Genomic DNA, 23,408 nt, shown 5'->3' on the forward strand with positions numbered 1-23,408 from the left:
GCTCAGCCGGCGCCTGCGCGCCCGCGCCGCCGGCCTGTCCCCCCATTGCCGCCAGCGGGGGTGTCGGCACCGGGGCCGTTCGCCGCCGCGTTGCTGTCCCTGGCCTTGCTCCCCTTGCTCTTGCCGCCGGTCTTCGCGCCAGCGCCCGCAGCCGTCGGGGCCGGGCTTTCGCCGGGGTCGCGCGGGGATCGCACGCGTGGCTTTCGCCCATGGGGGTCCGCCGCAGGGGCATCCGGGGCAGTGGCGCCCGGGGTGCTGAGGGACCAGAGGGTGTCGAACATCGCCAGCTGCAGGCGCGCGAAATCCTCGCTCTCGATGACGAGCGCGTAGTTCTCCCGCTTGGACGAGATGATGGCCACCTTGTCGTCATACACATATTGGGTGACGCCCAGGGTGATGCCTTCCGGGGCGTAGCGCAGGTCGCGCAGCTGCGCGGGGCCGGTGGGCCAGATCTGCTCCACGTCCTTGTCGCGCGAGCGCAGCACCTTCAGCGTGATGCCCCGGCGCACCCGCTCGTCGATATAGACGTCCATCTCCTTCAGGCCGGGCGTCTCGATGAGCTCGCCCATGCACAGGATGCCGCACAGGGTCTTGCTCTGGCAGGTCAGCGTGTCCCACAGGACCGTCTGGATGCCGTCCTCGCCTTCATAGAAGCGGATCTGCGGCTTGCCCTTGGAGCGGTTGTAGAGGGAGCGGATCTGCGGCATCAGATCGCCGATCACCTGCTTCTTCAGCTCCAGGCGCTGGAGCATGCCCACCGGGTCCTCCGCCACCACATAGCGCCGGCCCGCGCGCGCCTCGATGCGGATCAGCTCCTCCTGCTCCAGCCGCTCCAGCACGTCATAGGCGGTGGTGCGGGCGAGGCCGGCGCGCGCCGCCACCTCCTGGACCGGGGCCTCCCCCAGTTCCACGGCGGCGAGGTAGAGCTTGAAGAGCTTGCCGCTGATGCCGATCTTGGCGAGTTTTTCTTCCATGTCCATGAAGCGCGTCTCTCGCGGGCGGCGCCCATGCGCCGCGCCGTGAGGATGGAGGATATCGCGGGACTTTGCATGCCCCGCGCGGGCATCACGCCTTCAGGTTCACCGCCTGCTGCGGCGCCTCGTTCACCGTGAGGGTGAAGACGTCCGGCCTGGCATAATTGCCGGCCACGTCGAAGTCGAACTTGGCGCGGGCGAGGTCGTCCAGGTCCAGTTCGGCGGTGAGCAGCGTTTCCTCGTCGAACACCGGGCCCGCCAGCACCTGGCCGAGGGGGCCGATGATCGCCGCCCCGCCACGCATGAGGAGCGCTTGCGGATCATCAGTGATGGAGCAGCGGTAGTCCTCGGGAAAGTCGCCCCGCTTCACCACCTGGCAGCTGGAGAGTACGAAGCAGCGGCCTTCCAGCGCAATGTGCCGCATGGTGGGCAGCCACGTCTCCCGGTCGTCCGCGGTGGGGGCACAATAGAGCGAGACGCCCTTGGCATACATGGCCATGCGCAGCATGGGCATGTAGTTCTCCCAGCAGATCACCGCGCCGATCTTGCCGATGGGCGTGTCGAACACCGGCAAGGTAGAGCCGTCGCCGAAGCCCCAGGCGAGGCGCTCGCCGGCAGTGGGCATCAGCTTGCGATGCTTGCCCAGAAGGGCGCCGTCCGGGCCGAAATAGAGCACGGTGCAATATTGGGTGCCGAGCTCGCGCTCCATCACGCCGATGACGACGAAGGTCTGCGCCGCCGTCGCCGCCTTGCCGATGCGCTCGGTTTCCGGCCCCGGCACCACGATGGCGGCATCGAAATAGCGGCGGAAGGCCTCGCGCCCGCGCCCGGTGCGCACGCCGATGGAGATGTCGAAGTCCGACCCCTTGGGGTAGACCGAAAGGAAGGCCTCGGGGAACACCACGATCCGGCAGCCCTCGGCCCCGGCCCTGGCGATCCACGCCTCCGCCTTGGCGAGCGAGGCTTCCACATCGAACGGAACCGCGCCCACCTGGGCGACGCCGGCTTTCACCTTCATCGGTCTTGCTCCTTGAGAATGTCACACGCCGAGATAGGCGCGCCGGATGCCGGGGTCGGCGGAAAGCTCCGCGGCGGCGCCGGCCAGCACCACGTGTCCCGCCTCCAGCACATAGCCGCGATGGGCGACGGAAAGGGCGAGCATGGCGTTCTGCTCCACCAGCAGCACCGAGACGCCCTGACGGTTGATGGCGCCGATGGCTTCGTGCAGCTCGTCCACCACGATGGGGGCGAGGCCGTGGCTCGGCTCGTCCAGCAGCAGCAGCTTGGGCTGGCCCATCAGCGCGCGGCCGATGGACACCATCTGCTGCTCCCCGCCGGACATGGACCCCGCCATCTGCCCCTGGCGCTCCCTGAGGCGCGGAAACAAGGCGAACACCCGCTCGATGCGCGCGGGGATGTCGCCGGCGCCGCGATGGAGGAAGGCCCCCATCTTCAGGTTGTCCAGCGTCGTCATGCGCGGGAAGACGTGCCGGCCCTCCGGCACATGGCCGATGCCGAGGCCGGGAATGGCATGGGCCGGCCGGCCCATGAGCGCCGTGCCCTCGAAGGCGATGTGCCCCCGCGCCTTGGGGATGAGGCCGGAGATGGCGCGCAGCAGGGTGGTCTTGCCCGCCGTATTGGCGCCGAGCACGGCCACGGTCTCCCCCGCCTTCACGTCGAGGGTGACGGACGAGAGCACGTCCGGCCCGCCATAGGCGGCGCAGAGGTTGCGGACTTCAAGCATGGGCGCCCTCCTTCCCGGTGGCACCATGGCCGAGATAGGCTTCGATGACCTGCGGGTCGGCGGCCACCACGGCCGGGGTTCCCTGGGCCAGCAGGCGGCCGAAATTCACCGCCAGCAGCCGGTCGCACAGGGCCATGATGGCCCGCATGTGGTGCTCCACCACGAGGAAGCTCAGGCCCTCGTCGCGCAGCGCGCGGATGACGTTCATCACCTCGTCCATCTCGGCGGGGGTGAGGGCCGCCATCACCTCGTCCAGCAGCAGCACGCGCGGTTCGGTGGCCAGCGCCCGGGCCATCTCCACCAGCGCCTTCTGGGGGAAGGTGAGGTCGGCCACGTCCGCATGGGCGATGGGGCCGAGGCCGAGCTTGTCGAGCACCGCTTCCGCCTTGGCCCGCGCCCCCTTCAGGTCGTGCCGCAGCAGGGCGGCGGTGGTGACGTTCTCGGCCACGCTCATGTCCGGGAAGAGGGCGGCGTTCTGGAAGGTCTTGGTCATGCCCTTCGCCGCCACCTTGTGGGGCTTGAGGCCGGAGACGACGACGCCATCGAGGCGCACCGTGCCGGAGGTCAGCGGCTGGAGGCCGACCAGAGCGTTGAACAAGGTGGTCTTGCCCGCCCCGTTGGGGCCGATGAGGCCGATGATCTCCCCCGGCCCCATGGTGAAGGACACGCCATCCACCGCCCTCAGCCCGCCGAAGGTGACGCAGACCGCATCGGCCTGAAGCAGCACGCCCATGGGTCAGGCTCCCTTCGCGGCGGCGGGCAGGGCGGGGGCCGGCATGGCCTTGGCCGCCGGCCGCTTCTTCGGCCACCAGGCCATGAGGCCGCGGGGCTGGATGAGGATGGCGGCGATGAGGATGACGCCGAACACGAATTGCGAGAGGCCGGCCGCCTTCGAGGAGAGCGTGGCATTGGCCACCTCCTCCAGCGGGATCAGGAACAGGGCGCCGAGGATGGGCCCGCCCAGCGTGCCGAGCCCGCCGACGATGGCGATCATGGCCATGCGCACGGAGATGCCGGCGAGGGCGAAAATGGAGTCCGGGTCGAAGAAGAAGGTGAATTGCGCGAACACCGTGCCGCACATGGCGGTGAGCGCCGCCGAGATGACGCTGGCGGTGAGCTTCACCCTGAAGGTGTCCACTCCCGCCACCTCCGCCGCATTCTCATTCTCCCGCACCGCGCGCAGCCGGTAGCCGATGGCCCCCGAGGCGAGCAGGTGGAAGACGAGGCAGACGAAGGCGAGCAGCCCCAGGATGATCCAGTAATAGGAGGACACCGCGCGGAAGGCGAATGAGGCCGGCTGCGTGCCCATGAAGGGGATGGAGAGGCCCACCGGCCCGCCGGTGAGGCCGGCCCAGCTGTTGGCGATCACCCGCATCACCTCGGCAAAGGCGAGGGTGGCCAGCGCGAAGTAATGTCCCTTCAGCCGGAAGGTGGGCAGGGAGAGCAGCGCCGCCGCTCCGCCCGCCACCAGCGCCCCCGCGAACATGCCGATCCAGGGCGAGAGCCCGAGCTTGAGGAACAGGAGGGTGGAGGTATAGGCGCCGAGGCCGAAGAAGGCGGCATGGCCCAGCGAGATCTGGTTGGCGAGCCCGCCGACGATGTTCCACGACTGGGCCATGGCTGCGAACAGCAGCACCATGGCCGCCACCCGCAGCAGGTGGCCGCGCGGGTCCACGAAGAGAGGCAGCACTGCCGCCGCCACGAAGAACAGCGCGAGCGCCGCCCGGGAGGGGGAAAGAAGCGACCGCATGGCTCAGGCGCCCTTGATGAGGCCCTGCGGGCGCAGGGCGAGAACGGCGATGAAGATCACGAACAGGCAGAGGTTCTGCAGCTGGATGGGGAAGACGAGGGTGGACATGGACTGCACCACCCCCACCACGATGCCCCCCGCCAGCGCCCCCGCCACCGAGCCGAGGCCGCCCAGAACCACCACCGTGAACATGAGCACCACGAACTGCCCGCCGATGGTGGGGCTGACCGTGATGTAGGGCAGGATGACCGCGCCGCCGAAGGCGGTGAGGGCGACGCCCAGGCCGAAGGCAAGGCCATAGGTGCGCCTCGTATCGACGCCCACCAGGGTGGCGGCCATGGCATCTTGCGCCACGGCGCGGATGGCGCGCCCGGTCCAGGAGCGCTCCAGGAACAGCCATAGGGCGCCGGCCAGCAGCACCGCAGCAATGAAGGCGTAGAGATAGGGGGCGCCGATGAAGATGTCGCCGAGGCGATAGCCCTGCACCTGGTAGGGCACACTCACCGAGCGGAATTCCGAGCCGAACACCATCAGCGCCGCATTCTCGATGACGATCAGCAGGCCGACGGTGAGAAACACCTGTGCCGCCGGCGGCGCCTTCAGCACCCGCTCGATCAGCGTGCGCTGCACCAGGTAGCCCACCGCGAACACGATCACGAAGGAGAGCACCGACCCCAGGAGGGGATCGAGCCCCAGCCAGCGCCAGGCGAACCAGGCCACATACATGCCCAGCATCAGGAATTCGGCATGGGCGAAATTGACGACGCCGAGCACGCCGAACACGAGCGACAGGCCCGTGGCGATGACGCCATAGACGCCGCCCAGCAGGATGCCATCGACAAGGGCCTGGAGCATGGAACTTCCGCGGGCTGGAGGGACGGGGCGCTGGGTATCCGCCGGCCCGGCCCTTCGCCGCGAGGGGCGGGAAGGGAGGGGCGGGGAAACGGGCGGAACGGGAAGTTCCGGCAGGCGCGTTCTCTATCCTTAAGTGAGAGGGCGATTCACCGATCAAATTGAGTCCATTTGATCGGATCGCGCTCTAGAGCACGCGCCGATCAGCTTGCATCGCAAGCTGGTCGGATAACGCGTTCTCTATCAATAATTTAGAGACTGATTCACCGATCAGGTTGATTCAACCTGATCGGATCAGGCTCTAAGGCGCCGGCTTGCCGCGCCAGAGGGGGGCCTGCCTGGCGGCCTGGGGCGGGTAGACGGTGACCGGCTCCTCGCCGCGCCACTGCACCATCACCGGGAAGGCGGAGGTGTTCAGCCCGGTCTTGTCGAACGTGATGCAGCCGCCGGGCACGCCCTTGGCGAGGCCGGTGCAGGTGTCGAGGGTGGCGAGGGCGTCGCGCACCTTCTGCGGGTCGGACGACTTGGCCTTCTCCATGGCCTGCGCCACCGCATCCAGCGCCGCGGCGTGGATGATCGCCTCGTGGGTGATGAAGGAGCCGTACTTTTCCTTGTACGTCTTCGCCAGCTCGGGGATCAGGTCGCCCGATGCCGCGGCCACCGAGAGCACGCCTTCGGCATAGGCGCCGAGGCCCTTCCTGAAGTCGGGGATGATGTAGCCGGCCGCGCCGCCGATGACCGCAATGTCGATCTGCTGCTGGCGCAGGGCGCGGATGATGAGCAGGCTGTCATTGAGGTAGGACACCGGAAAGGCGATCTGGGCGCCGGACGCGCGCAGCTTGTTCACCAGCGGGGAGACATCCGTGATGCCCAGCGGATAGGCCTCGTCCAGCACCACCGCGACGCCGGCCTTCTGGGCCGCCTCGCGCAGGCCCTTGGCCTGGGCGGTGCCATAGGCGGTGTCTTCATAGAGGATGGCGATCTTGTCGATCTTCTCGCCGGCGGCCTTGGCGATGGCGGTGGCATAATCGAACTGCGCCGCGCCGAACGCCGTGCCCTTGGGCGACACCTGGAACACATATTGGTAGCCGCGGCCGGTGATCTGGTCGGCAAAGGCGAAGGTGACCAGCGGGATGCCGGCGCGCTCGGTGACTTCCGAGGCGGCCAGCGTGGTGGAGGAGACGAAGGCGCCCACCACCGCGCTCACCCCGTTCTGGGAGATGAGGCGCTGGGTGGTGGCGGCCGCGGTGTTGGGGGTGGGCACGTCCGCCGCCACCAGCTTGATCTTCGCCCCGCCCAGCGCCTTGATGCCGCCGGCCGCGTTGATCATCTGCGCCGCCAGCTCGGTGCCGCGCTGGGCGCCGATGCCGAACTGGGCATTGGGCCCGGAGAGGGGCTGGATCACGCCCACCACCACATCGTCCGCGGCGCGCGCGGGTCCGGCCAGCGTGCCGGAGGCCAGGGCCGCGAGCGTGAGGCCGCCTGCGCCGAGCAGGGCCGCGCATAACCGGCGCCGGTGGATCGTGGGGGTTTTCATGGAGGTCACCTTTCCGCCTGGGCTCAATCCTGGGGCTCAGGCTACGGCGTGTCGGAATATTCCGTCAACATGCGTTGGCTGGAAATTTCAGGCAGATCATGTCCTGGATTGCCTGAAATACGTTAACTACATGAAATATAATTATATTATGTGCATTCAATTTGGGCATGTGGAGGGTGGAGAGGCGGCGCATGGTGTCAAATCATGGTGTCGAAAAATCCGACCATTGGCTCTTGTCGCGGCTCCTGTACCGGCGGTTGCGGGAACGCTGCCGGGCGGTGATGTCGAAAGATGCCGACATGGACAGGCGCCGCGCAGTACAAGCAGTAGCAGCCGAAGGCCGCCTCCAGCCGTTGTCGGCGCGGCATCTTGTCGGAGAGGGTTGACACACGGGTCGGCGGGGCATCCACTTCCTGGCGCCGATGTGCCGGCGCCGACCTTCCGCGCGCCGGCATGCACGCTCTTGGGGCCGTGCCGCGCCATGGACCGCCGGGCCTGCCCGGACCTGCGTGATTGCAGATTTCGTTCTTGTCAACTCCTGATCGCAGGATGCGGGCGTGCGGCCGCGCGCTATGATGGCGGCTGATCACCCCCTGGGCGTCCCCGCCCGTGTGCCGACCGGGCGCGCGCGGGGCGTCTTCGGGTCCGCCTTGTCCGGCGGGCGTGCGTGCCAGGGGGCACGGCGCGTTTCCGTCTCCATCCTGGAGTGCGACCCGCCTCCGGGGCGCGTGCCGTCCGCGCGGCACGGGCGGACTGTCGATGGGGGGCGAACGTGGTGGCCAGCCGGGGCGTCCTTGATGCGGTGCGACGCCATCCCGAGCAGGCGGCGGCGGCGCTCGATGCCATCGGCCGGGGCGCGTCCACCGCGCTCAGCCTGGAAGGGGTCGCCGCCGCCGCCGCCTTTCTGGGCGCAAGCCCGCCACAGCTGCTGCTCGACTGCCTCGAAGCCGATCACGCGCTGGAAGCGTTTGCCGGGGCCCTTTGCGCCCGCGACGTGGATATCGGCGAGCGGGCGCCCCGGCTGCCCCCCGCCGCGGCCGATTGCGGCGGCTTCAACGTGCCCGATGCCGTGCTCGCATTCGTGCGCCGCTCCCACCGCAAGCGCTGCCTCATCCTGGTGAACAACCGCAGGGCGGGGTCGGGCTGGCTGGTGGGGCCGAGCCTCGTGCTCACAGCCTGGCATGTGATCGCGCCGCCCGCCGGCCCGGCTGCGGCGCATCTCAGCGTGCGTCTCTCCAGCCGGCAGATGGTGGATGCGGTGCCGGCCCCCGTGGCCGCCTCGCCCTGCACCGACCTGGAACGCGGGAACCGCTTCGTGGAGACGGACGCCGATGACGAATTCGAGGCGCACGACGATTTCGCCCTGATCCGCCTCACCCGCCCCGCCGGCGTGGCGACCGGCTACGACCCCCTGCCGGAGCTGGGCGAGCGCGGGACCAACCCGGCGCACGCGCTGCTGTTCCACTTTCCCGGCGGCGGCGATGAGGGGGTGGGCTTCGTGTGCCTCCAGCCGGACCCGCACCTGTCGGCACGCTGGATCTATCGCGCCGCCACCCGCCCGGGATCATCGGGCGGGGCCTGCTTCGATTTCTCCGGCCGCTTCCTCGGCCTGCACAACGGGCGTGGCGAGAAGTGGCAGCGCCTGGTGCCGGCCAGCCGCTTCATGGACCGCATCCGCGGCTTCATCGATGCCGACGTGGCGCCGCGCTTCCTGTGGCAGCTCGACGAGGAGATCGTGATCGGCCGCGACCAGTTCTTCGAAGCCGTCCACGCCGCCGCCCGGCCGCGGAGCCGCATCCGCGGCATCCGCGTCAAGCGGCTGAGCGCGGAGGCGCAGGGCGCGCACGGCCTCGCCTTTTCCATCACCCTGCTGCGGCAGGTGCTGGAGCGCCAGCCGGGCGTCCACCAGCTGGTGGAGGTGGGCTTCGCCGCGCTGCACGACGACCTTCTCGCTGATGTGGCGGAACGCGCCGGCCTGGCGCCCGTCGCCGCCGGCCTTGGCCTGAAGCCGGGGGAGACCTCGCCGCAGGCCGTCGCCAAGGCGCGGGCCGAGGCGCTGGCGGCGGCGCTCGAAGCCCGGGTGGCGGCGGAAGGCGGCGGCCGGCTGTGCTGGTTCTTCTTCCACGATCCCGGCCGCAGCCTCTTTGCCGACGAGCGCCGCGCGCTGGAGGAATTCTGGGGCGCGGCGATCCGCCGGCCGCATCTGCGGGTCGTCGTCGCCGGCTGCGAGCTGATCGCAACGCCCGGCGCCGAGCTGTCCGGCGTCGCCCCGGAGGAAGAAGGGGAGCCGGGCTTCGTGGTGGAGATCTTCGGCGGCGTGGAGGCGCGCGACGTCGCCCACGTCATCGAGCTGGCCGCCGCGCAGTTCGGCCACCCGCTCGCTGAGGGCGAGGTGGAGCTGCGCGTCGCCGACATCATGCGCGTGGGCGGCGGCGTGCGTGCCGTCAACGGGCGCTACGGGCCGCAGGGGGTGGAGGCCATCAAGGCCGCCATCACCGCCGACCTCTGGCGCCTTCAGCCCTGGAGCACGCGACGGCCGGACGGCCCTGAAGCCTGACCGTACCGGCCTGCGGGCGGATCAGGCGACGGCGGATGGATCAACGGGGTGCGGCAGGCGGAGGGTCGAGCATGAGCGGAACCGGACCGGAGCAGGCCGCCATGGAGCAGGCGCGGCGCTTTGCGGCCCTCTCCGCTCCGTTCGATCCGGTCCGGGCGCTGGCGGCCGCCGGCCTTGCGGGCGCCGCCCCGCTCGCCGTGGCGCGGGTGGCCAGCGACCTGGCGCGGCGCTGCGAGACCCGGCTGCCCGGCGCGGATGCGCGCTGGCTCCTGCTGCCGGGGCCGCGGCGGGACATCATCGCCGCGCTGACGCGGGAAAAGGGGCTTGCCGACGCCATCGCATGGCGCCGCACCCTCGGCACGGACCCGGGCACCGACGACCTCCTCGACGCCCTGACCGGCACCGGCCTGTTCGCGCCCAAGGCCCTGCGCGCCCTCGCCAGCCGGGCCATGCGTGCGCCCGCGCCGGACCTTGCCGAGCCGCTGCGCCGCGCCGCGGCCACCTTCGGCCTCCTGGGCACGGACGAGGAGGTGACGTCCGCCGCGCGCGACCTGCGTGCGAAGGTGGGCATCGCGCTGGCGCGGGTGGTGGCTGCCGGCCAGCGCGCGGAGGAGGCGCCCTTCATCGGCCGCGACGCGGCCCTGTCCGAGGTCGCGCGCTGGCTTGCCGCGCCGGCCACGCTCCCGGCCCGCGCCCTGCTGCTGTGTGGGCCGGCGGGCATCGGCAAGTCCACTTTGCTGGATCGGGCGGTGGCGCAGGCCTGTGCCGTGCGCCCGCGCACCCTGGTGGTGCGGCTGGATTTCGACCGGGCGGGGCTCGACATGGTCGATCCGCCGGGCCTGACGCTGGAGCTGGCGCGGCAGGTCGCCAGTTCCCTGCCGGCGGCGGCGGCCGCGATCCGCGAGCTGCGGGTGGATGCCGCTGGCCAGAGCCGGGACCAGACCAGCCGGGGCGAGCGCCCCGACAGCCTGCCCGGCCGGCTGTCGGCGGCGCTGGCGGAGGCTTTTCGCAAGGCGAATGCCGCATCCCGGCCGCTGCTGGTGGCCATCGACACGGCGGAGGCCCTGCGCGGGCGCGGCGCGACCCATCCCGCGCGCCTGCGGGACTGGCTGGAGAGCCTGCCGCAGCTGGGCCTCAGCCCGCCCCATGTCATCGCTGCGGGCCGGGACGACGCCTTCCGGGATGTCCCCGATTTCGTGGGGGAGAAGATCCCCATCGCCGGCTTCGGCACCGGGGAAGCCCGCCTGTTCCTCGACCGCCTGGGCGCGGACGAGCGCACCCGCGCGCTCGTGGCCACCCTCTCGGCCCCGGGCGGGCTGCTTGAAGCCCTCGCCGGCAATCCGCTGATGCTGCGGGTGGCGACGCAGGCGCTGCAGGAGGGGCCCGCAGGCGAGGGGGCTGCCGGGGAGCAGGCGGAGCGAAATCCCGAACGCGCCATCGCCCGTGCCCTGGTGGAGCGCATCCTCCTCTCCCGCATCGCCGATCCGACCCTGAAGGCGCTGGTGTTTCCGGGGCTGGTGGTGCGCTGGGTCCATGCCGGCTTCGTGCATGATGCGCTGGCGCCGGCGCTGGGCGTGGCCCTGGACGGGCCGGCCCATGCGGAGCTGCTGCTCGGCGCGCTCTCCCGCCAGCAATGGCTGTGCGAAACCGGCTTCGGCGTGCCGTGGGTCCGCATCCGGCCGGAGGCGCGGGCGGTGCTGCTGCCCCTGTTCTACCGCCTGCGGGCGCGCCGGTGCGCCTGCGTCAACCGTGCCGCGGCGGACTGGTTCGAGGCCCAGAGCGACCCGTGGCTGAAGGTGGAGGCCACCTACCACCGCCTGCAGCTGGTGCGGGCCGGCGCGCCGGCCCCGGAGATCGGCCCCGACACCTCCGCCCGGCTCGGCGCCACCACGCTGGCGGAAATCCCGCTTATCGCCCGCATCGCCGTACCGCAGATGGCGGTGCGGATGGACAGCAACGCCATCGTCGCCCGCAAATGGGCGGCGGCGCGCAGCGCGGCGGTGGACCATTCCGGCGCCTGCGACCTGCGCGCCTTCATGGAGCGGGCGGACTGGGCCGAGGCCGCCCTCGTCTTCCGCCGCGAGTTCGCCGGTCGCGCCCTTGATCCGGCGAGCGACGCGGCCGATGCGGCGCGCAGCTTCCTGTGGCGCAGCGGGCAGTGGGAGCAGGCCCTGGGGCTGCTGGCGGATGCCGGCCGGCCGGACGATGCGGACCTGGCCGACCTGCGCCTCATGGACCTCATGGTCCGCCTCGAAATGCGCGCGGAATTCGCCTTCGACCACCTGGCGGCGCGGCTTGCCGCGGAGGATGCGGCGGGCGAGGGCCTGCGCCGCGCCGTCGCCCGCATTCCCCTCACCGGCGCCGCCTCCGATTTGACGGCGGGCGCTCTCGGCTTCTGCCTTGCCGCAGCCGGTGCGCCGCGTCCGGCGGTGGCGGCGCAGGTGGCCGACCCGGTGGGGGCGGTGCTCGACCTATGGAGCCCGCGCGGCCGCCGGGGCGTGCGCACCGCGCGGGTGCTTCAGGCGGTGGCGGTGGCGGGCGAGCAGCGCCGGCGCTGCGGCTTCGCCCCCCTGTCTGCCGATGCCGGCGGAATGATCAGTGCGGCGGCCTGTGCCCGGGCGCTCGCGAGCCTTTCGCCTTATGGCGCCAGCCTGCAGCAAGCGGTGCTGGCGGTGCAGGACGGCGCCCTGCAGGCGCAGGCGCAGGCCGACCTTCAGGACTTGCGCGGCGCGATGGGCGCCAGCCTCGGCCTGGTTCCGCTCAAGGCGGCGCCGGGCCTCCAGGCGGAGGCCCAAAGCCCGGTTCGCACCCTGCGCGATCTCGGCCTTGTGGCCGAATGGGGCTGGATCGCCGGCGCCGGCGCGCCCGGGGATGTGGCCCTGATCACGGCGGCGGCCGAGCGTTTCCGCGCCACGGTGGCGGGACGCTGGAGCTATGGCGCGCCCCCGCCCTTGGGCTGGGCGGGGTTCGAGGGCGGGCCGGGCGACGTGCTCGCCTCAGCGCTCGCGGCTTGCGCCCCACCCGCGGCGACAGCCGCGCAGGCTTCCACCTGGACCGACATTTTCTTGCGGGCCGCCGCCGTCAGCGCCGGCACGCCTCCGGGTCCCGCCGCCGCCACCCAGGCGGAGGCGTAGTTGCGAGCAGACCAACAGGGAGGGTCGAGTGATGGATGACGTGACAGGCGGCGCCCGCAGGCGCAAACGCCCCAGTGAGGAAGAAAGCGCGCGGCGGCTGGATGATCTGCTTCCCAAGTTCCGCGATGCGGCGGCGGCGGCCATCCAATCCGGCCAGTTGGACCCCGCCGCCTTCGGAATGTCCAGGGCGCAGGCGCTGGATGCACTGTCGGGCGGAACGGCGGCGCTTGAGAGCCTCGATGTTTTCGCCCCGGCGCTGGAGGCCTTGGTGAAGACGGCCGGCCGCCCGCCGCTGCTGGTGCACAACGGCAAGGTGCGCTTCAAGCCGATTCCCGAGATGCCGGCGGACATCGGCGTGAAGATCACCGCCGTGGAACCGCTGGTGATGTCGGTGGGGCGGGTGGAGTTCTTCAATCACGGCATGCCCTGGGGCGGCACCGCCTGGGTGCTGAAGAAGGATGCGGGCGGGTGCACCGTGGTGACCAACCGGCATGTGGCGCGCCTCGTCGCCCGCCGTGCCGCCGATGGCACCGGCGTGTTCCTGCGCTCGCCCGTCACCGGCATGCGCTACGGCGCCGCCGTGGACTTCAACGAGGAGGTGGAGGCTCTTCCCGAAGACGCCCGCGCCGCCAAGGTGCTGGCCATTCCCTACATTGCCGAGGACTATGCGGCGGATGCCGCCCTGATGCGCATCGCGCTGCCCGCCGGGGCCGCCTGGGCGCTTCCCGACGAGGTGCCCCTGGCCGAACGCGAGGGGGACAGGGACGAACTCGTCGCCGTGGTCGGTTATCCGGCCCGGGACGGTCGCAGCGAGCGGAGCAGCGAGGCCATTGCCGCTCTGGCCCGGTATTTCGGCAATGACTACGATGTGAAGCGGTTCTCGCCGGGCGTGCTCACCTCCGGCATGGCCGATGGGCTCATCCGCTATGATTGCACCACGCTGGGCGGCAATTCCGGTTCGCCCGTGCTCAGCCTCGACCAGAAGGGCGCGGTGGGCCTGCACTTTGCCGGCACCTACGGCGTCGAGAACACTGCGGTGAGCCTTGCGACGCTGAAGGCGCTGAAGGGTTCGGACGGGCGCACCCTCTCCACCGGCGCCCTGCTGCACAGCCCGGAGGCCGCGGAGGCGCGGGCCGACGCCGCCCATGAGGCCGGCTTCTTCGAAGGCCGGGCGGGCTACGATCCGGCCTTCCTCGGCGGCGGCCTCCTCGCGCCGTGGCCGCGCCTGCCCGATGCCGTGGCCGGGGGCCTTGCCACCCCGTCCGACGCCGAGGCCGGGCGGCCGCACGAGCTGCGCTACACCCATTTCGGGGTGATGTATTCCGCCGCCATCAAGCTGCCGGTGGTGACCGCGGTGAACATCGACGGGGAGACATCGAAATCCATCAAGCGGGGCGACGACCAGTGGTTCTTCGACCTGCGCATTCCCCGCGCCGTGCAGCACGACGCTCGCTCCTTCCGCGACCGCAAGATCGACCGCGGCCACATGGTGCGGCGCGAGGACCCCAACTGGGGCGAGGAGGCCCGGCAGGCCAATGACGACACCTTCCATTATGTGAACAGCGCCCCCCAGCATTCCGACCTCAACCAGGGCAAGACCCTGTGGCTGGGACTGGAGAACTACATTCTCAACAGCGCCCGCACCGGCGGCTTCAGGGCCTGCGTCTTCACCGGCCCGGTGCTGGGCGACGAGGACCCGGACATCGACGGCATCCGCACGCCGCTGGAATTCTGGAAGGTGGTGGCCATGGAGGATGCGCAGGGCAAGCGGCTGCACGCCACCGCCTATCTGCTCAGCCAGGGCCAGCTCATCCGCAAGCTGCTGGAGGATCGCGACCGCAGCGAGGCACGGGAGGGGGCGAGCCTGCTCGGCGCGTACCGCACGTTCCAGATCATGATTTCCGATCTGGCCGCGGCCACGGGCTACGATTTCGGACCGCTGACGGCGGCCGATCCGCTGGCCCGCCGGGGCGAGCTTTCCGAGGCCATCGCCACCGGGCAGCCGGTGGTGTTCGCGCTGGAGGCGCTTTCCGACCTGGTGCTGTGAGGCGCAAGCCGCCGTCACGGTTCCAGGTGCGCCCCATGCCGACACCGGCGCCCCCTCACAGGCGGCGCCGGTGCCGGATCGGCGGCGGGGCGTTCAGGCCGCGCTGGCGGCGAAGGCCACGGATGTGGGGGCCTGCGGCTCTCCCTCGAAGCGCAGGCTGAACAGGCCCGGTTCCGCCATGGGCGGCAGATAGACCGTCAGGCCCTCGATTGCGGGGCCGCGATAGGCGATGGGCTGTAGCAGCGGTGGTTGCGCCAGCAGCCGGCCCGCCTCGTCCACCGCCTCCACCACCAGCGTGCCGAAGATGCTCGTGGCCCGCACGGGTTCCGCGGCGATGCCGGTGGCGGGGCCGGCCACTTTCAGGGTCACCTCGATGTCGCGGGCCAAAGGCTGCACCGGCTGGTCGAGGGACAGGACCAGCGACGGCCCCTCCGGCTCCCCTGCCGCCTCAAGTGCCGCCCCGTCATCCCCGCCCAGCAGGCGGAAGAACACGCGGCGGAACGGACGGCCGTCGAATACCGTGCCATGCTCGTTCACCACCAGCTGGCGCTGGGCCGGCTTGGGCAGGGCGCTGTAGAGGGGCACGGTGCCGTCACCGGCATCGGCGGTGCGGGTCACCACCGTCCCGGCGTGGTCCACGACACTGCCGTTCACCGTCACGTTGACGCGGGTGACGGTGCGGTGCCCGACGCCGGCGAAATAGAAATAGCGCACATGGGCCGGCGCGGTCCCGGCCGCCAGCGCATCGTGCTGGGCCCGGGCGTGGGCCACCAGCGCGGGGTCCATGCCCAGCATCCGCGCGGTGGCGTCGTCGTAGATGTCCAGTGGGCGCACGTCCGGGCTGTTGGTCATCCACACCGCGGCCTCCCCCGGGGCGGGCAGGAGCTGGTAGCCCGAGGGGAAGTCCCGGTTGGAGGCCAGGGTCGCGAAGTCCGGGCCGCTGATGCCCAGGGTGGTCTCATCCACCCCGAAGACACGGGCGAGGGTGAGCGGCGCGCCCAGATGGGGCGTCGCCAGTGCGGCGAACAGATGGATGTCGCCGAACCACGGGCGCTCCACATAGGTGGGCGTTTCAAGGAGCAGGCGGGCAATGAGGCCGCCCATGGAATGGGCCACGATGGCGATCCGGCGCACGCCCTCGGCGTGGAGGGCATCGAGCCGCGTTGCCAGCAGGCCGGCGGTGTGGAAATTGTCCAGCCGCCAGTCATAGGGGAAGGGAACGAAGCACTTTTCGTGTCCATCTTCCGTAAAGCCAAGCTCGTTCAGCTGGCGGGCGATGATGCGATAGATGGAATAGCACAGGACATTGTTGATGAGCGTCGTCGGGACCGCCCGCTTGTCTTGCAGCTCGGCGATCCGGCGATAGCCGAATTGGGTCTCCCATGGCGTGGGAGGCCATACCTCTTCTTCATCGCGGCCTGGCGATGCCGGCAGGACGAGACGCGTGCCCATGATTCCGGGAACAAGGACGACAGCCTCCACGGCTCCCTCCCCATGCATGAGTGGAGAACCCCGCGGCGCGCAGGATACAGCCTGGGATACGGCCGTCCATCGCTTTCAACCGCGCGGGGCGCGATCCGCTCATCGCCTGCGGCCGGGTCAGGGTGCGGGCACCTCATAGAGGGTGGGCGCTCCGTCCTTGATGCCGTCGGCGAGCACCAGCACCTGATAGGGCCGGCCGGCGGTGCTTTCGGCAACGAGGAGCATGGCTTCCGGCTTGGCCTCGCCGGGGGAGGTGATCTGCGCCAGCGCCGTGGTGGTGGCGGATTGCCCGTCCCAGAAATGGATGGTGCTGCGGCGCACCGGCAGGTGGTCGTCCGACCGGCCGCTGCCGGCGAGAATGAGGAAGCCGCCCGCCACCGGCACCAGGTCCCGCACCCCGGCGCCGGCCCCCAGATGCACCCGCAGGATCTGCGCCTGGGGCGCCGGGCCGGGGAACAGGGACGCGGCGGGCACCCTGATCAGAATGGCCTGCTCCGCCGCCGGATTGCGCAGGCCGAAATAGAGCGCCCCGTCCCGCGCGGCGAGGCCTTCGATGGTCAGCCCGTCCCGGTCGAGGCGCTCGCAGGCGATGTGCGGCCGGCAGGCGACCCGGGCCAGCTCGGGGCTGGCGGCGATGATGGCGGCGAGGGCCTCGGTGCGCACCACGCCCGGTCCGGTCCGGGGCAGGCCGGTGGCCGGGTCCGCGGCGATGCGGAACACCTGGTAGCGCGTTGCCTCGAACGCCCCCGAGCCGCGCGCGGCGCCGTGCGAGCCGGTGAGGTAATAGGCGCCGCCATCCGCCCCGGCGGCGAAGGTGGCGGCCTCCAGATCAAGCTCCGCCGCGCCGCGCGCCGCCGCCAGCCGGATGCGGTGACGCAGGCGGATGTGGCTGTCGGTCAGCGTCACGCTCCACAAGAGGTCGTTCTCGTCGCCGGCCAGAAGGCAGGCGCGCTCGCGGGCGCCGGGCGGCGTGGCGCAGGCGATGCCGCTCAGGCTGCGCCGTTCCTTCCCGCTGCCGAGATCGCCCTTAAGGGTGAGGGTGCGCACCACACGGGCTTCCGGCACGCCGGCCGCGGCCGGCTGGGCGTGCGCCGGCAGCGTTGCGCCGAGAAGGACGGCCACAAGCGCGGCCAGCCCCGCCCCCCGCCGCTCCCGCCGGGGCGCGTCGGGGAGTGAAAGCCGGCGCCAGGCCGGGGGTGCGATGGTGTGACGCCGCGCCAAGGGCTTCTCCCGCAAAAGTTGTCGTCAGTAAATTCTGCGCCCGCCGTCCACTGCCTGCAAGCGAGGGCGCCGCACCCGGTCCGCCGCTGCCCGGGCCGTCTGGCACGCCCGGTGCTTGCCATGGCCGCAAGGGCCGTATCGCGGCGCGGAGCAGGACAGCCATGGCGTATTCTGGACATTTCGGCGTTCACACCGCGCCCCGCCCGGCGCGTGGCGGGGGTTGCCCATGACCGTGCGCGCCATCGTCACCGATATCGAGGGCGCCGCCGGCCCCCTGGATTTCCTGAAGGAAACACTGCTGCCCTATGCCCGCGACCGGCTCGGCCCCTTCCTCGCCGCCAATGCCGAGGATGAGGAGATCGAGGAGGCGCTGGACGAGGCCGGGCGCCTCATGGGCGGGTTTGCGCTGAAGATCGACGAGGCGGCGGCCCTGCTGCAGCGCTGGATGAAGCAGGGGCGCAACCCCACCCCCCTCAAGATCATCCAGGGCCGCATCTGGCAGGAGGGCTATGCCAGCGGGGCACTGACGGCCGCGCTTTATCCCGATGCCGCCCCGGCCCTTGCCGCATGGAAGGCGGCGGGTCTGCGGCTCGCCACCTATTCCTCCAGCTCGGAGCTGGCGCAGAAGCTGTGGCTGGGCTCGGCGGGAGCCGATGCGGCGGGCCTGTTCGAAACCTTCCTCGACACCCGGGTGGGCCAGAAGGTGGAGGAGGAATCCTACAAGGTCATCGTCGAGCAGCTGGCGCTGCCGGCGGCGCAGATCCTCATCCTGTCGGGCAATACGGACGAACTGGACGCCGCCCGGGCGGCCGGCCTTGCCACCTTGCGCATCGCCCGGGACGGCGGCGATGGCGGCGCCCATCCCGCCGTCGCCGACTTCGCGTCCGTTCAGCTGGATTCGATGGGTTAGCGCAGCGCTGCGAACCTCACCCCTTGGAAAGGCCCGGCCATGGCGCGCTTCACCCTTGAAACCCGGAACGGCGAGCTGGTGGAGGTGGCCGGCAAGGACGGCGTGACGCTGCTGAAGGCGATCCGCCGCGCCGGCATCGAGGAGGTGGTCGCCCAGTGCGGCGGGGGCTGCGCCTGCGCCACCTGCCATGTGCTTGTGACCCCGCCGCCGGGCGTGCGCCTTCCGCCGCCGGGGCCGGGCGAGAACCGGATGCTGGCGACCAGCAGCCATCGCACCCTCGCATCCCGGCTGGCGTGCCAGCTCAAGCTGGAGCCGGCATGGGAGGGCATGCATGTGGTGATCGCCCCGGACGACGGCGGCGATTTCTGACCCGTCGGCGGGATGGCCGGCTCAGGACAGGAAATGGCCCATGGCGATGCCCGCCAGGGCGGCGGCGGCGGCGATGGCCAGGGTCTCCGCCGTGGCCCGCACCACCGAGCGCTTCGCCACCAGCCCGCGGCCGATGCCGAGCCCCACCAGCAGCACCGTGGTGAGGACGAGGCAGACGATGCGCGCGCGCTCCATGGGCAGGAAGGCGAAGGGCAGCACCGGCGTGAAGCCGGCGAACAGATCGGACACGAACATCCAGAAGGCATGGGAGGTGGGGCTTGCCCCGTCGTCCGCCTCCACGAGTTCCGTGCGCAGGCCCGCCACGGCGCGCGGGGCGCGGGCGAGGGCATCGGCCACCTGCGTCACATCCTGCGGCGCCATTCCCCCGCGGGCCAGCGCGTCGGTGATGGCCGACGCCTCGATGCGGGCGGCGGCCGGGTCCACCGGGCCGTCGCGCCGGGCCCGCCGGGCGTCCCGCACGGATTCCGCATCAAGATAGCTGCCGGCCATCATGGAAACCGCGGCGGCGGCGGCGCCGGTGGCGCCGGCCACCAGCACGGTGTGGGGATCATCGGTGCTCAGCGCGACGCCGAAGACGAGGCCGAAGATGGAGACCGTGCCGTCCTCCATGCCGAACACGACGTCGCCGATGGACGCCTTGAGCGAGGAATAAACCCGCGATGCCGCCGACATGTCCCGTCCCTTCCCGACCGATCATCGCCGGCGCGCGACTCGGCCGGGCGGACCCGGCCTGAAGGTCCGGGCCGCACGAGGATAGCTGTTCATTCCGACAGGATGAAAAGCCTTCGCCGAAAGCGCCCGCTCCACTCCCCAGCCGGGGGCGGGGGCGCCCTACAGGTCCACCACCAGCCGCGGGCCGGCGGACAGGGCGACGCAGGCGAGCAGCGAGCGGTGGCGTTCATCGGGGCTGAGGGCCCGGTCGCGGTGCAGGGGCTCGCCCTCGATCCAGTCTACCTTGCACAGGCCGCAGATGCCCCCGCCGCATGACTGGGGAATAGGGATGCCGTGGGCCGTCAGCGCGTCCAGCATGCTGGCGCCGGCCGCCACCTCGATCTCGGCGCCGCTGCGGCTGAGGACCAGCCGGTAGGGTCGGGCTTCCGGCGGCGCGGCCAGGGGCGGGGCAACGAAGCGCTCCACATGCACCCTGTGCGCCGGCCAATGGGCCGTCGCTGCCGTAAAGCCGGCCAGCAGCGCCTCGGGTCCGCAACAGGAGGCCGCCGCCGCATCGCCGAACGCCTCCAGCAGCGGGCCGAGCCGGGGCCGGGGGCCGGCGCGGGTGTCGTGCACCTGCGCCACCCCCGCGGCCACGAGTGGCGCCACCAGGCTTGCCAGCGGCGGCGCCCCGCGCGTGATCACATGCAGCATGAAATCACGCCGGCCCGCCCGCAGCAGCGCATCGGCCGCCGAGAGGAAGGGCGTGACGCCGATGCCGCCGGCAATGAAGACCTGGGGCTGCGGCCCCAGCTCCAGGCCGCCGCGGGGCAGGCCGACGCCGATCTCCGCCCCGGCCTCCAGCCTATCGCACAGCAGCCGGGAGCCGCCGCGCCCGGCCGCCTCGCGCTTCACCGCAATCACGTAGCGGTGCTTGTCCGCCGGTGCGTTGATGAGGGAATAAGTGCGCACCAGCCCGCCGGGGAGGTAGAGGTCCACATGGGCGCCGGGGCGGAAGGGAGGCAGCTCCCACCCCTCCGGGTCCTTGAGCACGAAGGACACCACGTCCGCGCCGGCCGGGACCCGGGCGGCCACCACGGTGCGGATGCGCCGGGGCGCCATCACAGGCTCCGCACCGCGTCGCCCAGGCGCACCACGCCGCCCTTCAGGATGCGGCAGTTGAGGCCCGAGCGGTTGATGAGCGGGTCGAATATGGCCTTGCCGGTGATCTCCTCGATGTGGCGGCAGGGCACCGAAAGGCGCGTCGCCTCCAGCAGCGTCTCGCCGAGAAGGAAGCGCCGGCCCACCAGATGGTTCAGGGGAACGCCCTCCACCGTCACATTGCGCCGGTGATCCTGCGGCCCAAGCTCGATGCCGGAATCGCGCTTCAGCGCCTCCAGCGTCTCGATCTCGAACAAGGTGACCTGCCGGCCCTCCTCGGGACGGTCGGAATAGAAGCCCTCCTCGCGGCCGATCATGTAGCGGTCGCCCTCGATGCCCTTTCCGGCCACCAGCGTGATCTGCGGCACCGCATGCATGGGCAGGAAGGCGCGCGGGGTGATGTGCAGGAAGCGCACGACGCCGACGAAGGCGGGCGAAACCGGCGTGGCGCCCTCGGCCGGGCTTGCGATGAGGTCCTGGAGATCCATGGGCTTGTCCTTGGCACTTGGGAGTGGAAGGGCGGCGGCGCCGCGGCCGCCGCTCGGTTGCGTCAGGTCAGCTCCTTGCCGGCCGTCTCTGGCGCGGCCCAGGTGGCGATGGCGGTGATGAGCGCGCAGAAGATGAGAAAGAGGGACACCGGCCAGGTGGCGCCGCCGCTCCAGGCCATCAGCGCGGCCGCCACCACCGGCGTGAGGCCACCGGAGATGGCCGCGCCGATCTGGAACCCCAGCGAGGCGCCGCTGTAGCGCAGGCGGGCGCTGAACAGCTCCGAGTAGAAGGGCGCGCCCACCCCGAACATCACCATCTGGCCGAAGGAGATGGCGACGACGACCGTGAGCGAGACGATCACCGGGTCGCGCGTCTCCAGCAGCGCAAACATGGGGAAGGCGAAGCCGGCGCAGAACAGGCAGCTCAGGAAGAACAGGGTGCGCCGGCCGAACCGGTCGGACAGCCAGCCGAACAGCGGGATGGAGAACAGCGCCACGAAGGAGGAGAGCATCACCCCGTTGAGGATGGTGGCGCGCGCCATGCCCAGATGCTGGGTGGCGTAGGAGAGGATGAACACCGCAGCGATGGAGGCGTAGGAGATTTCCGCGATCTTCAGGCCCACGGCGGTGAAGAAGGTCTTCTTGTGGTGGCGGAACACTTCGGCCACCGGCATGGGCGCCACTTCGTGCTTCGCCTTCACCTGCCGGAAGGCGGGCGTCTCGTGCAGCTTCAGGCGGATGAACAGGCCCACCCCAATGAGCACGATGGAGATGAGGAAGGGAATGCGCCACGCCCAGCCCAGGAAGTCCTGCTCGGGCAGTTGCGAGGCCAGCGCGAACACGCCCAGCGCCGCGAGGTTGCCGATGGGGTTGCCCACCTGCACCAGGGAGCCGAGGAAGCCGCGCCTTTCCTTCGGCGCGTTCTCCACCACCATCAGCACCGCGCCGCCCCACTCGCCGCCGATGCCGATTCCCTGCACGAACCGCAGCAGCACCAGCAGGATGGGCGCGGCGACGCCGATCTGCTCATAGGTGGGCAGGAGGCCGATGCAGAAGGTGCCCAGCCCCATGATGATGATGGTGATGGACAGCATGGCCTTGCGGCCGAGCCGGTCGCCGTAATGGCCGAAGATGGCGGCGCCCAGCGGGCGGGCGAGATAGCCCACCGCATAGGTGCCGAAGGCGGCGATGGTGCCGATCGTCGGGTCCTGCGTGGGGAAGAACAGCTTGTTGAAGACCAGGGCGGTGGCCACCGCATAGATGAGGAAGTCGTACCATTCGACCGCGGTGCCGATGACCGACGACCAGACGATCTGCCGCATTTCCGAGGCCTTGAGGGCCGGGGCGGAAATGGACGGATGGCCCGGGACTGCGTGTTCCGTGACAGCCATGTGAGTATCCCCGTGGGAGGTCTTGAAGATTGGGGCGCACGCCCTCCCGTTCCGCCCGGCTTCTGATGTCCGGGCGGCTGGAGTCTTGCGGGTCGTTGGGGCTTCAGGCGGCGGGCAGGGCCGCGATGCAGCCGATTTCCACCTTGATGCCGGGATGGGCCAGCCGGCTTTCCACGCAGGCCCGGGCGGGCGCCTCGCCGGGCGGCACCCAGGCGTCCCACACCGTGTTGAAGGCGGCAAAGTCGCCGATGGCCGGCAGCCAGACGGTGGCGGTCACGATGGCGCCCTTGCCGGTGCCGGCTTCGGCAAGGATGGCGTCGATCTTGGCGAGCACCTGCCGGGCCTGGTGTTCCACGCCGGTGGACAGGTCGTCCGGCACCTGGCCGGAGACGAAGACGAAGCCGCCGGCGACGGTGGCGGCGCTGAGGCGGGGGCCGACCCCGATGCGGCGGATCACGACGCCACCTTCAGGCTCGGCAGCACCGCCGGCTGGCCGAGGGCGCGGGCGATGGTGGCGTCCAGCATCTCCAGCCGGTCCTGGCCCCAGAAGGCCTCGCCGCGGAAGAGATAGAACGGCGCGCCGAACATGCCGCGGGCGACGCCCTCGTCGGTGTTGCGGTAATATTGTTCGGCCGCCTCCTTGCCCCTTGAGCGGGCGAGGATGGCCGCGCCGTCCAGCCCGAGGCCGTCGGCGATGGCGACGAGGGTCACCGCGTCCTCGATGTCCTTCTCCTCCACCCACAGGGCGGTCATGATGGCGTGGATCAGATCGTGGGCGGGAAGGCCCAAGTGCATGGCCGCGATGGCGAAGCGCGACGGGATCTCCACCGATTGGGTCATGTGTTTCGGTTCGAGATTGATGGGCATGGCGAGGATGTCGCGGAAGCGCCGCATCTCCATGAAGCGGTAGTCGCGCCGCTCTTTGGAGCGCAGCGGCAGCTTGATGCCGCCGGTGCGGGCATAGACCGCGCCGATGTCCACCGGATAGTAATTGATCGGTAGTCCATAACGCTCGCCCATGGCTTTCAGGCGCGGATTGCCGAAATAGGCCCAGTCTGAATTGATCCAGAAGTAGTAATCTATGGCGTCTGGTATTGATTTGCTCATTTTCAAGTCTCT

Annotated in this window: 20 protein-coding genes; 5 read left to right on the forward strand and 15 right to left on the reverse strand. The window is 70.9% G+C overall.

The genetic code is table 11. From position 1 onward, the window contains the following. Window positions 1-2 precede the first annotated feature (2 nt). The 7 genes from ACI7BZ_RS12600 to ACI7BZ_RS12630 form a co-directional block, all read right to left on the reverse strand. Complete coding sequence (locus ACI7BZ_RS12600) at window positions 3-980, reverse strand: TrmB family transcriptional regulator (RefSeq protein WP_414117490.1); 978 nt, start codon at window positions 978-980, stop codon at window positions 3-5. Window positions 981-1,065: 85 nt separating this feature from the next. After that, window positions 1,066-1,992 carry a carbon-nitrogen hydrolase family protein gene (locus tag ACI7BZ_RS12605; RefSeq protein WP_414117491.1) on the reverse strand — a complete coding sequence of 309 codons (927 nt, stop codon included), beginning with the start codon at window positions 1,990-1,992 and terminating at the stop codon, window positions 1,066-1,068. 21 nt (window positions 1,993-2,013) lie between these two features. Beyond that, complete coding sequence (locus ACI7BZ_RS12610) at window positions 2,014-2,718, reverse strand: ABC transporter ATP-binding protein (protein ID WP_414117492.1); 705 nt, start codon at window positions 2,716-2,718, stop codon at window positions 2,014-2,016. Continuing rightward, window positions 2,711-3,451, reverse strand: coding sequence for an ABC transporter ATP-binding protein (locus tag ACI7BZ_RS12615; RefSeq protein WP_414117493.1), 741 nt, complete (start codon window positions 3,449-3,451; stop codon window positions 2,711-2,713). Before ACI7BZ_RS12615 ends, ACI7BZ_RS12610 begins: the two co-directional genes overlap by 8 nt. Window positions 3,452-3,454: 3 nt before the next feature. Further along, window positions 3,455-4,468: a branched-chain amino acid ABC transporter permease gene (locus ACI7BZ_RS12620; protein WP_414117494.1), complete on the reverse strand. Its 1,014-nt coding sequence runs from the start codon at window positions 4,466-4,468 to the stop codon at window positions 3,455-3,457. A 3-nt stretch (window positions 4,469-4,471) separates the two neighbouring features. After that, window positions 4,472-5,323: a branched-chain amino acid ABC transporter permease gene (locus ACI7BZ_RS12625; protein ID WP_414117495.1), complete on the reverse strand. Its 852-nt coding sequence runs from the start codon at window positions 5,321-5,323 to the stop codon at window positions 4,472-4,474. 298 nt (window positions 5,324-5,621) lie between these two features. Continuing rightward, window positions 5,622-6,857 carry an ABC transporter substrate-binding protein gene (locus tag ACI7BZ_RS12630; protein ID WP_414117496.1) on the reverse strand — a complete coding sequence of 412 codons (1,236 nt, stop codon included), beginning with the start codon at window positions 6,855-6,857 and terminating at the stop codon, window positions 5,622-5,624. A gap of 772 nt (window positions 6,858-7,629) precedes the next feature. Between ACI7BZ_RS12630 and ACI7BZ_RS12635 the strand changes: the two genes are divergently transcribed. The 3 genes from ACI7BZ_RS12635 (at window position 7,630) to ACI7BZ_RS12645 (ending at window position 14,595) form a co-directional block, all read left to right on the forward strand. Next, entirely contained in the window at window positions 7,630-9,414 is a 1,785-nt protein-coding gene (locus ACI7BZ_RS12635; RefSeq protein WP_414117497.1) for a trypsin-like serine peptidase, read from the forward strand. A gap of 71 nt (window positions 9,415-9,485) precedes the next feature. Further along, window positions 9,486-12,548: an AAA family ATPase gene (locus ACI7BZ_RS12640; protein ID WP_414117498.1), complete on the forward strand. Its 3,063-nt coding sequence runs from the start codon at window positions 9,486-9,488 to the stop codon at window positions 12,546-12,548. Between the two features lie 31 nt (window positions 12,549-12,579). Continuing rightward, window positions 12,580-14,595, forward strand: a complete 2,016-nt coding sequence (locus ACI7BZ_RS12645; RefSeq protein WP_414117499.1) for a DNA/RNA non-specific endonuclease — start codon at window positions 12,580-12,582, stop codon at window positions 14,593-14,595. A 93-nt stretch (window positions 14,596-14,688) separates the two neighbouring features. On the opposite strand, the gene ACI7BZ_RS12650 is transcribed toward ACI7BZ_RS12645, so the two are convergent. After that, window positions 14,689-16,077: a lipase/acyltransferase domain-containing protein gene (locus tag ACI7BZ_RS12650; RefSeq protein WP_414117500.1), complete on the reverse strand. Its 1,389-nt coding sequence runs from the start codon at window positions 16,075-16,077 to the stop codon at window positions 14,689-14,691. 117 nt (window positions 16,078-16,194) lie between these two features. Continuing rightward, complete coding sequence (locus ACI7BZ_RS12655; protein ID WP_414117501.1) at window positions 16,195-17,298, reverse strand: hypothetical protein; 1,104 nt, start codon at window positions 17,296-17,298, stop codon at window positions 16,195-16,197. Window positions 17,299-17,524: 226 nt separating this feature from the next. On the opposite strand from ACI7BZ_RS12655, the gene mtnC reads away from it, so the two are divergent. Then, window positions 17,525-18,208, forward strand: coding sequence for an acireductone synthase (gene mtnC / locus ACI7BZ_RS12660; protein ID WP_414117502.1), 684 nt, complete (start codon window positions 17,525-17,527; stop codon window positions 18,206-18,208). Between the two features lie 39 nt (window positions 18,209-18,247). Then, on the forward strand, window positions 18,248-18,577 hold the full coding sequence (locus ACI7BZ_RS12665; RefSeq protein WP_414117503.1) for a 2Fe-2S iron-sulfur cluster-binding protein: 330 nt from the start codon (window positions 18,248-18,250) through the stop codon (window positions 18,575-18,577). 21 nt (window positions 18,578-18,598) lie between these two features. Here ACI7BZ_RS12665 and ACI7BZ_RS12670 read toward each other — a convergent pair whose 3' ends face one another. The 6 genes from ACI7BZ_RS12670 to ACI7BZ_RS12695 form a co-directional block, all read right to left on the reverse strand. Then, a complete protein-coding gene (locus ACI7BZ_RS12670; protein ID WP_414117504.1) occupies window positions 18,599-19,270 on the reverse strand; it encodes a VIT1/CCC1 transporter family protein in 672 nt (223 codons plus the stop codon). A gap of 159 nt (window positions 19,271-19,429) precedes the next feature. Next, window positions 19,430-20,371, reverse strand: a complete 942-nt coding sequence (locus ACI7BZ_RS12675) for a PDR/VanB family oxidoreductase (protein ID WP_414117505.1) — start codon at window positions 20,369-20,371, stop codon at window positions 19,430-19,432. Continuing rightward, the gene (locus ACI7BZ_RS12680) at window positions 20,371-20,898 is read right to left on the reverse strand and encodes an MOSC domain-containing protein (RefSeq protein WP_414117506.1); all 528 of its coding nucleotides are present in this window, start codon (window positions 20,896-20,898) and stop codon (window positions 20,371-20,373) included. The genes ACI7BZ_RS12675 and ACI7BZ_RS12680 overlap by 1 nt, the downstream gene beginning before the upstream one ends. Window positions 20,899-20,960: 62 nt before the next feature. After that, complete coding sequence (locus tag ACI7BZ_RS12685) at window positions 20,961-22,220, reverse strand: MFS transporter (protein WP_414119160.1); 1,260 nt, start codon at window positions 22,218-22,220, stop codon at window positions 20,961-20,963. Between the two features lie 172 nt (window positions 22,221-22,392). Beyond that, window positions 22,393-22,746, reverse strand: coding sequence for a RidA family protein (locus tag ACI7BZ_RS12690; protein ID WP_414117507.1), 354 nt, complete (start codon window positions 22,744-22,746; stop codon window positions 22,393-22,395). Then, complete coding sequence (locus ACI7BZ_RS12695; RefSeq protein WP_414117508.1) at window positions 22,743-23,396, reverse strand: 2-hydroxychromene-2-carboxylate isomerase; 654 nt, start codon at window positions 23,394-23,396, stop codon at window positions 22,743-22,745. The genes ACI7BZ_RS12690 and ACI7BZ_RS12695 overlap by 4 nt, the downstream gene beginning before the upstream one ends. Window positions 23,397-23,408: the final 12 nt, after the last annotated feature.

The organism is Xanthobacter sp. AM11, assembly GCF_047444035.1.
Taxonomy (GTDB): domain Bacteria; phylum Pseudomonadota; class Alphaproteobacteria; order Rhizobiales; family Xanthobacteraceae; genus Xanthobacter.

Excerpts from the sequence above, each read along its gene's own strand:
- ACI7BZ_RS12600 (WP_414117490.1), bottom strand. The coding sequence starts at position 980 with ATGGACATGGAAGAAAAACTCGCCAAGATCGGCATCAGCGGCAAGCTC.
- ACI7BZ_RS12605 (WP_414117491.1), bottom strand. The coding sequence starts at position 1,992 with ATGAAGGTGAAAGCCGGCGTCGCCCAGGTGGGCGCGGTTCCGTTCGAT.
- ACI7BZ_RS12610 (WP_414117492.1), bottom strand. The coding sequence starts at position 2,718 with ATGCTTGAAGTCCGCAACCTCTGCGCCGCCTATGGCGGGCCGGACGTG.
- ACI7BZ_RS12615 (WP_414117493.1), bottom strand. The coding sequence starts at position 3,451 with ATGGGCGTGCTGCTTCAGGCCGATGCGGTCTGCGTCACCTTCGGCGGG.
- ACI7BZ_RS12620 (WP_414117494.1), bottom strand. The coding sequence starts at position 4,468 with ATGCGGTCGCTTCTTTCCCCCTCCCGGGCGGCGCTCGCGCTGTTCTTC.
- ACI7BZ_RS12625 (WP_414117495.1), bottom strand. The coding sequence starts at position 5,323 with ATGCTCCAGGCCCTTGTCGATGGCATCCTGCTGGGCGGCGTCTATGGC.
- ACI7BZ_RS12630 (WP_414117496.1), bottom strand. The coding sequence starts at position 6,857 with ATGAAAACCCCCACGATCCACCGGCGCCGGTTATGCGCGGCCCTGCTC.
- ACI7BZ_RS12640 (WP_414117498.1), top strand. The coding sequence starts at position 9,486 with ATGAGCGGAACCGGACCGGAGCAGGCCGCCATGGAGCAGGCGCGGCGC.
- ACI7BZ_RS12645 (WP_414117499.1), top strand. The coding sequence starts at position 12,580 with ATGGATGACGTGACAGGCGGCGCCCGCAGGCGCAAACGCCCCAGTGAG.
- mtnC (WP_414117502.1), top strand. The coding sequence starts at position 17,525 with ATGACCGTGCGCGCCATCGTCACCGATATCGAGGGCGCCGCCGGCCCC.
- ACI7BZ_RS12665 (WP_414117503.1), top strand. The coding sequence starts at position 18,248 with ATGGCGCGCTTCACCCTTGAAACCCGGAACGGCGAGCTGGTGGAGGTG.
- ACI7BZ_RS12670 (WP_414117504.1), bottom strand. The coding sequence starts at position 19,270 with ATGTCGGCGGCATCGCGGGTTTATTCCTCGCTCAAGGCGTCCATCGGC.
- ACI7BZ_RS12675 (WP_414117505.1), bottom strand. The coding sequence starts at position 20,371 with ATGGCGCCCCGGCGCATCCGCACCGTGGTGGCCGCCCGGGTCCCGGCC.
- ACI7BZ_RS12680 (WP_414117506.1), bottom strand. The coding sequence starts at position 20,898 with ATGGATCTCCAGGACCTCATCGCAAGCCCGGCCGAGGGCGCCACGCCG.
- ACI7BZ_RS12685 (WP_414119160.1), bottom strand. The coding sequence starts at position 22,220 with ATGCGGCAGATCGTCTGGTCGTCGGTCATCGGCACCGCGGTCGAATGG.
- ACI7BZ_RS12695 (WP_414117508.1), bottom strand. The coding sequence starts at position 23,396 with ATGAGCAAATCAATACCAGACGCCATAGATTACTACTTCTGGATCAAT.